The organism is Acinetobacter sp. YH16044 (genome assembly GCF_013417145.1).
GTDB lineage: Bacteria > Pseudomonadota > Gammaproteobacteria > Pseudomonadales > Moraxellaceae > Acinetobacter > Acinetobacter amyesii.
On record NZ_VPEK01000010.1, the window covers coordinates 90,392 to 100,287 of the forward strand.

The 9,896-nt window shown below is 33.6% G+C and carries 9 protein-coding genes; all 9 read right to left on the minus strand.

What is annotated here, in order from left to right:
* Nucleotides 1-18 precede the first annotated feature (18 nt).
* The 9 genes from FTV38_RS08425 to tviB are packed head-to-tail and all read right to left on the minus strand — an operon-like array spanning nt 19 to nt 9,598.
* Complete coding sequence (locus tag FTV38_RS08425; RefSeq protein WP_180022206.1) at nt 19-1,188, minus strand: DegT/DnrJ/EryC1/StrS aminotransferase family protein; 1,170 nt, start codon at nt 1,186-1,188, stop codon at nt 19-21.
* A gap of 31 nt (nt 1,189-1,219) precedes the next feature.
* Complete coding sequence (locus FTV38_RS08430) at nt 1,220-1,870, minus strand: acetyltransferase (protein WP_104499742.1); 651 nt, start codon at nt 1,868-1,870, stop codon at nt 1,220-1,222.
* Entirely contained in the window at nt 1,867-2,475 is a 609-nt protein-coding gene (locus FTV38_RS08435; protein ID WP_180022207.1) for a sugar transferase, read from the minus strand. The genes FTV38_RS08430 and FTV38_RS08435 overlap by 4 nt, the downstream gene beginning before the upstream one ends.
* A gap of 3 nt (nt 2,476-2,478) precedes the next feature.
* Complete coding sequence (locus FTV38_RS08440; protein ID WP_180022208.1) at nt 2,479-3,621, minus strand: glycosyltransferase; 1,143 nt, start codon at nt 3,619-3,621, stop codon at nt 2,479-2,481.
* A gap of 4 nt (nt 3,622-3,625) precedes the next feature.
* Nucleotides 3,626-4,792, minus strand: coding sequence for a glycosyltransferase (locus FTV38_RS08445; RefSeq protein ID WP_180022209.1), 1,167 nt, complete (start codon nt 4,790-4,792; stop codon nt 3,626-3,628).
* Complete coding sequence (locus tag FTV38_RS08450) at nt 4,779-5,984, minus strand: hypothetical protein (protein ID WP_180022210.1); 1,206 nt, start codon at nt 5,982-5,984, stop codon at nt 4,779-4,781. The genes FTV38_RS08445 and FTV38_RS08450 overlap by 14 nt, the downstream gene beginning before the upstream one ends.
* Nucleotides 5,981-7,273, minus strand: a complete 1,293-nt coding sequence (locus FTV38_RS08455; RefSeq protein ID WP_180022211.1) for an O-antigen polymerase — start codon at nt 7,271-7,273, stop codon at nt 5,981-5,983. The genes FTV38_RS08450 and FTV38_RS08455 overlap by 4 nt, the downstream gene beginning before the upstream one ends.
* Before the next feature lie 8 nt (nt 7,274-7,281).
* Nucleotides 7,282-8,298, minus strand: coding sequence for an NAD-dependent epimerase/dehydratase family protein (locus tag FTV38_RS08460; RefSeq protein ID WP_180022212.1), 1,017 nt, complete (start codon nt 8,296-8,298; stop codon nt 7,282-7,284).
* Between the two features lie 22 nt (nt 8,299-8,320).
* Nucleotides 8,321-9,598, minus strand: coding sequence for a Vi polysaccharide biosynthesis UDP-N-acetylglucosamine C-6 dehydrogenase TviB (tviB, locus tag FTV38_RS08465; protein ID WP_180022213.1), 1,278 nt, complete (start codon nt 9,596-9,598; stop codon nt 8,321-8,323).
* Nucleotides 9,599-9,896: the final 298 nt, after the last annotated feature.

Below are 9,896 nucleotides of genomic sequence, written 5' to 3' on the forward strand. Positions count from 1 at the left end.
CCTATTTTTATATTGGATTTAGATACGAGCAATCACTTCATGAATTGCAGCTACGGTTTTATCCATACTGTCAGTGCTTAAAGTTGGATGTACCAAGAACATTAAACTGCTTTCACCCAATTGTTGTGCATTGGCTAAACGCTGGGCTGGACGCCATGGTGTATCATCAAAAGCATGTTCTAAATACACTTCTGAGCATGAACCACTAAAGCATGGCACACCCAGTGCATTGATTTCCGCCATAATACGATCACGCGACCAACCTTGTGGCAAGTGTTCAATATTCACTTGAACATAGCATTTATATGCTGCATGTTCATACTGCTCTGAAGGCTGATGCACCGTAAAATATGGGCTATCGGCAAATGCTGCATAGATGGTTTGCATATTGGCATTACGCTGAGCTGTCCATTCTGGCATTTGCTTTAACTGTAAACGACCAATCACCGCTTGCATTTCCATCATGCGCCAGTTGGTCCCAAACGAATCATGCAACCAACGGAAACCCGGTGGGTGTTGTTTGTTGTAAATGCTGTCAAAGTTTTTACCATGGTCTTTATATGACCACATTTTTTTCCACAGGCTTTCATCATTAGTGGTGACCATGCCACCCTCGCCACCCGTGGTCATAATTTTGTCTTGGCAAAATGACCATGCTGCAATATGACCAATAGAACCCGCAGATTTACCTTTGTATTTAGCACCATGCGCTTGGGCACAGTCTTCAATTACATAAAGACCTTTTTCTTGCGCCAATTGCATAATTGGATCCATATCACACATCCAGCCTGCCAAATGCACACAAATAATGGCTTTGGTATTTGGGGTCAGTACCGCTTCAATGGTACGGGCAGAAATGTTTTGTGAATCGAGCTCTACATCTGCAAAAATTGGGTTTGCACCTGCTGTCACAATGGAGCTGGCAGATGCCAAAAAGGTCCGCGAGGTGACAATCACGTCATCACCTGCACCAATATTCAGAGCTTTTAAGGCCACATCCAGTGCAACTGTACCATTGGCAAGTGCCACAGCATATTGAGTCCCTGCAAAGCGGGCAAATTCTTTTTCAAATTCACGACATTCCTGCCCGGTCCAGTAGTTGACTTTATTCGACAATAGAACCTGGGAAACCGCATTCGCTTCTTCCTGAGTAAAACTTGGCCATGGTTCAAATGCAGTGTTTAACATGATGTTTCCTGAATTTTTAAAATTGAAAAGCTTATTTTTTCTCTAAAATCCGTGCCGGATTGCCAATTACCGTTACGCCCGGTGGGACGCTTTTTGTGACTACTGCGCCCATACCAACCACAGCACCTTTGCCAATCACTAATGGTTTGTCTGGTGTACCCTGTTTGATTACGGCACCTGTACCTATATAGGCATGGTCTTCAATATGAATATTACCGTTACATTTTACACCAGGTGCAAAAGTGACATAGTCGCCAATCACGCAATCATGGGCGACATAACTATAAATATTGGCATGAAAAAATTTTCCAATTTTAATATTGGATGTCAGACAAGTGAAAGGGCAAAGTAAACTACCTTCACCAATCTGAACTTCATCTAAAATAACTGTATTACTTGCATGAATATTCAAATGTTGAATTTGATCTTCAGTTAAACGTTTCACCAGTTTTTCACGAACTTGGCTATTTGCTATTGCAATCGTTACTGCCTTTTTTTGGTCAGGATACTTTAAGAAATCTTCATAACTTAGGACCTGATATCCATTTAAACTAGTACCTGCCCCACTATCATCAATAAATACAAATTGTTGTTTCTCTAATGTGGGATATTGTTGTCTAGCCAAAGGCATGACTTCTTTCCCAAAACCACTTGCACCATATACACCAATATAAGAAATCATGAATTTGAATCCTTTTCTGAACCTGTAAATTTAGACATTGTGGCTTCACCTGCTTCATTAATATCATCTTTGGCAAGTACTTTTTTTACCGTTTTCAGCATAATTTTAAAATCTAACCAGATCGATTGATTTTCTACATACCACGTATCGAGTTTAAATTTTTCTTCCCAACTAATAGCATTACGACCATTGACCTGTGCATGCCCTGTCATGCCTGGGCGTACTAAATGGCGTTTGGCTTGTTCGGAATTATAAAGTGGTAGGTATTCTATCAACAGTGGGCGTGGCCCAACAATACTCATATCGCCTTTAATTACGTTCCACAGCTCTGGCATTTCATCCAGACTGGTTGAACGCAACATTTTGCCAAAAGGTGTTAAACGCTCACTATCAGGCAAGGGATTGCCATTAGCATCCACAGCATCTTTCATGGTGCGGAACTTGATCATTTCAAAAGGCTTGCCATGTAAACCGGGACGCACCTGGCGAAACAAGACCGGAGAGCCCAGATTTTTTTTCACTTTGTAAGCAATAAATGCATATAGTGGCAAAAGAATAATAAAGGCTGTAGAGGCAATAATAATATCGAATAGCCGTTTCAACATAAATCAGTCCACAAGAATTTTTTTATAGAAGTCAAAAACATCTTTAGATGTTTTTTTAACATCCAAAGTTTGTTTGAGTTGTTTTGCTCCTTCTTGAGCCATATTAGAAGCACGTTGAGGATTTGATAACGCTTCTAATATGGCTTCGGCCAAAGCCTTAGGATTTTCTTTTGGAACTAACCAACCAGTAATATTAGGTTTAACAATATCAGGAAATCCACCAATATTCGTTGCAATAGTTGGTACCTCCATTAAAAGAGACTCACCTGCCCCTCCAAGATTTTCTGAATGTGATGGATGTACGACTATATTAAAATCAGGATATAAATTTGGTACATCTTTGCGTGTCCCTAAAAATATAATTTTATCACCTAGTTTTTTCTTTCCGTATTCAACAATAGTTTTAAAATACTCATCTGCACCTACCCAAGGGCCACCTACAATAACACACTTAACATTTGGGTTTGATGCTACAACAATTTCCATCGCATCTATTAGATCCTCATGGCCTTTTAATCCTCGTGCTTGACCTAGCCATTTTTTAGGAGCATAAGCATAGGCTACCATTCCAACAATTTTAGTCGATTCAGAAATCCCTAACTCTTCTCTTAAGGTACCTTTATCTTTCTTTTTATAAGTAGATACATCTGTTCCATAAAAAGTGGTCATTAAACGATTTTTATTAATATTTTCAGACAAATAAATTTGTTCAGACAACTTACAAGTGGGTATCCAATAATCGTATTTATTAGCCATTTTTATATCTAATAAACGTGTAAATTTTTTCTCTAAATGTAATGGGCCTGCAACCTGAAAAACTTTCTTTATACTTAAACCTATCATGGCTAGACGCATAAATAATGTATTACCAACAAAGTGAGAATGAACAATATCTGGGTTTATATCAGATAATAGTTGACGAAATTTATATATATTACTCAGAAGTAAATTTGGCTTTTTAACCAATGAAGCAAAGTCAATATTTAAAATGTGTACTTTTGCACCCTTTTCTATATATGCTGTCGCTAATCCAAGATTATCTGGCAAAATAACTTCAACATCACAGCCCAGATAGATAAGCTGCTCTATTTGTTTTAATGCCCATGTAGCTCCAGAGGTTGTTTTAATAAGATGTAAAACTTTCATAAATCTATCTACTATTTTTCAAGGCCAAGTATAAATTTTTACGACGCTCTTGTAGAGTATCAGCTTGAAATTCTTTTGCTTTGGACATATTAAGAATTGATATTTCCTCTATATTATCTAAATTATAAATAAGAGATATCTTGTTAGATAATTCTAGATCATCCTCATTCACAAATATCCAATCACTAGGTAATAATTCTGGAATCCCCCCGACATTGCTGCCTATGGCAGGTAAACCTTTAGACATAGCTTCAATTAAAGCACGTGGTAAACCTTCTGTTCTCGATGGCATAAGAAAAAGATCTACCTTTTCCATTAACTCAAATATGTCTTCACGTGCAATTTTACCATGAAAAATAAATGTATTTTCCATTCCTCTAGTATTTATAAGATTCTGTAAATGACCTCTATACTGGCCATCACCTACTATGTTAACTTCGATATTTTTCTTAAAGTCAAGTCTATCAATAGCTTTAATAGCTATATCAAAACCTTTATACATTTGCTCCAATGATCCAACCATTAGAATTCTAAAATTATTTTTATTAATAGAAGTCCGAATATTTTTTTCACTAAATACATTATTATTTAAGGTGATACTAGAATAATACGTAGTAAAAGCTTTGACATTTGCAGGGTATCTCTGTTGCATAGTATATTGTGTAACATAAGAAACAGCTAAAGCTTTTTGTACTATTATCTTTGTTAAACAGGTAAAAATTAAGCGTAAAATTCTAGAAAGCCTTCCACCTACTCCTGAAGAAAAAACATCATAGGGATCACCAACTAGCTCTACAGCAAATTTTTTTCTAAAAAGGTAGCAAAATATGCCAGCAATAATTGAAACTATTCCAGGCAATCTTAAAATATTATTTTGACTCTTCAAAACATTAAATAAAATAAAAAATAACACCAAAGGTAAATATATTATGCTTTGGAGGAGTCCATGGTAGTAAGGAAATTTTTTAAATCTGACATTCTTATTATCCAATCTTTTATAACCATCAGGTAAAAGAGCACTATCAGATATTTTTTTAACACGTGCTACAACATAGATCGTAGAGAAAACCTGAAAATATCTTTCCCAATAAGAATCATCATATACCAATGAGTAGTAACTATTATCAAAGTAGATAAATCTTTCCTCAAGATAGATATTAACTGAGCTCAAGAGCAACTCCAGAGTTTTTATAAATTATTATAGAATAACCTAAAATTTGAATTAATCCAACACACATAAATAATAAACAACCTCCAAAAACACCTCCAAAATAGTTTATAAAAATTCCAGAGAAAATTATTAAAAATATAACACTGAAAAAGTTTATAAAAAATATTCCACGATACTTTTTGTAAGAAGATGCAACAAATGATAAAATCTGACCTATATAAATTGATAAAAATAATAGGTTACATAATAGAAAATCTTTAAGAGTAAAATTCAACTTTAAATAATCAATAAAAATGTAATTGTAGAATTTTGAAACCAGCAGAAACAAAGCCATTAAAACAACTAAAAGTATTAAAATCATTAAAAATATAATAATTAAAATTTTATTTAAGTTCATTTCCTTAACATAAGGTTGTATAACCTGCCCCATGGAAATAGCTACCAGATTAATTCCTATAGACAAAGATGTTACAATTGTAAAAACACCTAATTCTTCTGAGCTAAAAGCACCTAAGTAATATTTAGGAATATGGTAAACCAATCCAGCAATAAGTGCCGAATATATCATAAATTTCATATTTCCATATATTTCATATATGTTTTTAAAATTTTGCTCTAAGTTTTTTAAACTTTCTAAAATTTTCTTAAAGAAAGAAAAATCAGAATCAAAAAAAATAAAAAATAAAAAATAAAAAATAATTAATATTAAAAAACTATAGTATATATCAAAAAACCTAACACAGAAAAACATTATAAAAATACCAATACATGATTTTATCGCATTAGAAAAACCTATAAAATAAACCTTCTTATTTCTATTATAAAAAGAATAGGAAATATCAGATAAACCCTCTATAAATTTAACAAAAAATATTATAATTAAAAAATAATTATTTATGTATAAAGATAAAAGCAAAATAGGTATTATAAAAATTGAGCTTAGTATAATTCTAGATGAATAAAAATCATATTGACTATATTTTATATGTTCATAAGTAACTATATAAGTTCTATAGGATTGAAATATGAATATATATAAGGGAGTAACAATTGATAAAGCTAATGAATATTCACCTAAAACCTCAAAGCCATAATTTCTAGTAATAAAAAATATTATTAAAAAATTCAAAATCGAATATATTGCTAAACCGACTGTTAAGATAAATGTAGAAGATACTAAATATTTAATCATAATCTTGATTTTCTTAAATTCTTATTTAAACATAACAAAAATACAAATAATGGAATAAACCAATTTTTGAAAATTTGAAAAACAATATTATCAAAATCATAAAAAAGTAGGTAGATAGGTATAAAAAATAGTAATGGAGAGAATAACGCTAAAGCACTATTTTTAAATAAATACATAAGCTTCAAAGTTATAAAATGAATTACTCCATACAGAAAAAATATAGGAAATATAAGATAATAACCAAAATTTAACAATGATTCGCCCAATAATCCATAAATCCGACTAGAGGAGTATGAACTATCAGCTTCAAAACCATATTGGGCTTGAGTTCCAAGTTGTCTTTTTGACAAAAAATTATTTCTAGTATCTCCAGGCAATAATAATGATAATCCATATAAATAAGTTTGAGGACTATAGGAGGGAGAATATTCTTTTGCATCAATACTAGAAATTATCTTAGCTTGTACATCAGTACGTCCTAAATCACCCAATAAAAAATGTAAAGTTTTATTATCTTTTGATTCTATATAAGCACTTTCAGTACCTGTCGTGAAGAAATTTTCAAGCCCCTGTATCCCCCCATACTTATAATTACTAAACAGTATATTAAACAACCAACCAAAAATTAGTAATATTATAATTTTTCTAAAATCTATAGATTTTATAAATATACTATATATAATCAAGAAGTTAATTATTTGAAATATTACTGCAATACGACTTCCTCTAGCTCCAGAAAATATAATAGCAACCATAGTAAATAGTAAAAAATAACGCCAAAATACTTTAGACTCTCTGATCTTTAAATGAGCTATGATGAACCATGATAAAATCAAAGGTGTACTTTCAATCAGCATGTATTCTAATAGAGATGCACCACTTGTTTCTTCTAAAATTTCTGAATAAAAATAATTACCAGTCCCAATTAAATAAAGTAAATAAGAAGTAGATATTAAAATATATAATATACTTACTTTTTTTAATAAAAACCAATTAATAGTTTTATTAGTATTTATATTAATTTTAAATCTAGAAGCAATCAATAAACCAAATATTATAAAAACGACATTAAATATATTTATAAAGTTTAATTTATTTATGCTGCCTATAAAATCATCGTAATATAGATCTATACTTATGGGACCATAGAGTATATGTAAGAATGGAGCAACCAGCAAATAGAAAGAAATATATCCAAATTGGAATATAAAATACTTCTTTTCCTTCATTAAATTAAAACCAAAGAAAAAATATAATGCTAACATTATGAAAAGTGTTAGCATTAACATATATGATATCATTTACCTAAATACCAATTAATTGCTAAATTTACGCCTTCTAAAATTACAAATTTTGGCTCGTAGCCTAATAAATTTTTAATTTTAGTAATACTTGCCTGAGAGTGACGCACATCCCCAGCTCTAAAGTCACGATAAACAGGTTGTTTTGAATAGTTCACACCATTTGCATTTAATGACGCTTTAATGGCATTAAATAAATCATTTAAAGTGGTACGATCGCCCACTGCCACGTTATACACTTCATTTTTTGCTTCATCAGATGCAGTAGCAGCTAAAATATTAGCTTGCACCGTATTTTCAATAAAACAGAAATCACGGCTGGTTTCACCATCGCCATTAATAAATACATCATCACCCGCAATCATAGCTGCTGTCCATTTTGGAATCACGGCAGCATAGGCACCATTTGGATCTTGGCGCTGACCAAATACATTAAAATAACGTAAACCAATGGCTTTAAAACCGTAAGTACGGGCAAACACATCGGCATACAATTCATTTACATACTTGGTTACGGCATACGGTGACAATGGATTACCGATGTTCTCTTCAACTTTTGGCAATGCCGGATGATCACCATAGGTTGAACTACTGGCTGCATACGTAAAACTTGTAACGTTTGCATCACGCGCTGCAGTCAGCATATTTAAAAAACCACTAATATTAGTGGCATTGGTGGTGATCGGGTCGGCAATAGAACGTGGTACAGAACCAAGAGCCGCTTGGTGTAGCACATAGTCCACACCTTGGCAGGCATTTTGACAATCTGCAAACTCACGAATATCGCCTTCAATAAAACGGAATTTTGCCCATTGCTCAGCAGTGACTAAGCTTTGCACTTCGTCTAAATTATGTTGATGCCCTGTTGCAAAGTTATCTAAACCCACAACCGTTTGATTGAGTTTTAATAAGGTTTCTAAAAGATTAGAGCCAATAAAACCAGCCACCCCTGTCACTAACCAAGTTTTAGGCTGTTGCTGTAATTGCTCACATACGCTTTGATATTGGCTCATTCTTTATATTCCTTAATTCAAATTATAAACGGATGTCAGATTCAGATTGGTCGAGTACATATTTTAGGTCATATAAAATATGCTCAGCTTTACCTAATGCACGAATTTCTGCGGCACCCATCGCTTTAAACTGATCATGTGCAACTGCTAAAATCACCGCATCATACTGACCTTGCTCTAACTGCTGTACTGGCGTGATGTTATATTCATGCTCAGCTTCTGCAGCATCTACCCAAGGATCATAGACGTCAGCTTGAATATGGTATTCTTGCAATTCCTGCACAATATCAATAATTTTCGTATTACGAATATCTGGGCAGTTCTCTTTAAAACTCAAACCAAGCACTAAAACTTTAGCGCCTTCAACTTGAATTTTTTTCTTAATCATGCCTTTAACCAGCTGAGTGACCACATAAGCCCCCATCGCATCGTTTAAACGACGACCGGCTAAAATAATTTCTGGGTGGTAACCAATGGCTTGTGCTTTATGGGTTAAGTAATACGGGTCTACACCAATACAGTGACCACCCACCAATCCCGGACGGAAAGGCAAGAAGTTCCATTTAGTACCCGCTGCTTTTAATACCGCTTCGGTATCAATGCCCATTTTATTAAAGATCACCGCCAATTCGTTAATTAAGGCAATGTTTACATCACGCTGGGTGTTTTCAATGACTTTAGCGGCTTCTGCCACTTTAATGCTGGCTGCTTTATGTGTGCCTGCTTCAATAATTAAGTTATAAGCTTGATCAACAAAGTCAGCCACTTCAGGGGTAGAACCTGAGGTGATTTTTAAAATATTGGTGACGCGGTGTAGTTTATCGCCCGGGTTAATACGCTCAGGGCTATAGCCTGCAAAGAAATCTTGATTGAATATTAAGCCTGAGTTTTTCTCTAAAACAGGAATACAGACTTCTTCAGTTGCACCTGGATATACCGTTGATTCGTACACCACGATATCACCCTTTTTCAACACTTTTGCAATGCTTTCGGAAGCTTTAACCAATGGAGTTAAATCCGGCTGCTTAAATTCATCGATCGGGGTTGGCACTGTCACAATAAAGAAATTACAGTCTGCTAACTGCTCTAAGTTCGTGGTATAGCTTAAATGCGTTGCTTGCTTTAATTCTTCTGGTGAAACTTCTAAAGTATAATCTTGTCCGCTCTGTAGCTCATCAATACGCTTTTGATGAATATCAAAACCCACTACAGGTACTTTTTTACCAAATTCAACAGCTAGTGGTAAACCCACATAGCCCAATCCAATTACAGCAATTTTTAGTTCCGAGAGTTGCAACATTCCAGAGCCTTATAATTTATGATTTAATCATGTGAAAAACGCCTCATAATATAGCAGAAATCGCCCTTATATTTTTCGGGAATTATTATTTTTCGTAATCGAAAATTATAACTGCAAAATTAAACGTTTATTTTTTAACCAATATATTAGGGTCTGTTGACATTTGTTGATTAGATCTCTTTCATAAATCAAAAAACGATCTTCTTTTTGGTTAATATTTGCACTCCGGATTTCTTAGCATTCGTGCATAATCTGCGGATGAAATACATCGATTCAAACAAGCTTTCTGATCCTCAGT